The organism is Streptomyces sp. MZ04, from assembly GCF_004684775.1.
Classification (GTDB): Bacteria; Actinomycetota; Actinomycetes; order Streptomycetales; family Streptomycetaceae; genus Streptomyces.
In genome coordinates, this window is sequence record NZ_SRIC01000592.1 from 1 (window position 1) to 1,061 (window position 1,061).

1 pseudogene is annotated in these 1,061 nt (G+C 70.7%); it reads left to right on the forward strand.

The window, feature by feature from the left end:
* Positions 1–40: 40 nt before the first annotated feature.
* Positions 41–1,061: pseudogene (locus E2651_RS43375) on the forward strand (DDE-type integrase/transposase/recombinase); the annotation flags it as partial.

Below are 1,061 nucleotides of genomic sequence, written 5' to 3' on the forward strand. Positions count from 1 at the left end.
CCCCCTGATCAACCGCCCACCCACGGGCCGAAGGACTTCGATGACCGCGACCACCCCCGACCACAGCGCCCAAGAGCCGTCACGACCACGGCCTGAATCCGTTCTGGACACCGCGTCGTTGACCGCGCTGCGTGCCCCTGCGGTACGCCGCCTGCTCGCCCTGCGTACCCGGCGCCGGCTCACTCGAGCCCACGTCCGTACCACGGCTCAGTGCCTGAACGTCTCGGAGCGCACTGTGTGGCGCTGGTTGGCCGAGGTCACTTCCATTCCTGAGAACGCCGCGTATCCGGGAGCGCGCCGTACCGCCCGGTTCGAGATCACCGACGAGATCCGGGTGCTGCTGGCGTACTGGCACGGCAATGCCTCCGCAGTGCACCGCGAACTTGTCGCCCGCGCCCGAACCGCCGATGAACCGGCGCTGCCCGAGGAGACCGACACCTCGACGAGCACCGAATCCGACCCGAGACCTGCCACACCCGTTCCGGGCGGTGCTCCGTCCGCGGCGGTGCCGCTGCTGGACCCCGTGCCGTCCCTGCCGACGTTCCTGCGCGCGGTGCGCCGTGACCTGACCGCGGGGGAGTGGGCCGGCTACCGCCACGGTCCCGAGGCCGCCCGCGCCCTGGACGTGTTCGCGAAACGCCCCCGCATGTGGCGTAATCATGTTTGGGAGGCCGATCACGTCCAGGCCCCGCTGCGGGTGGAGGCGGACGGCGACCTCGTGGCCCCCTATGTCACGTGGTTCATCGACTGCGCGACCAAGGCCATCACCGGCCTCGCCGTCACCCCCGGTACCCCGACCCGCGCCTCGGTTCTGGCCGCGCTGCGCTCCGCGGTCCTGCGCAGCGCCCCCTACGGTCCCGTCGGCGGCTTGCCCGAGCACGTCCGCTTCGACCGTGGACGTGACTTCCTCTCTCGCACCGTCTCCACAGCGCTGACCGCGCTGGACGCGGACATCACCGTGCTGCCGCCCTACAGCCCGCACCTGAAGGGCAGCATCGAGAACCTCAACCACTGCGCCACCGTGATGCTGTTTACCGCCCTGCCCGGCTACACCCCCAAGA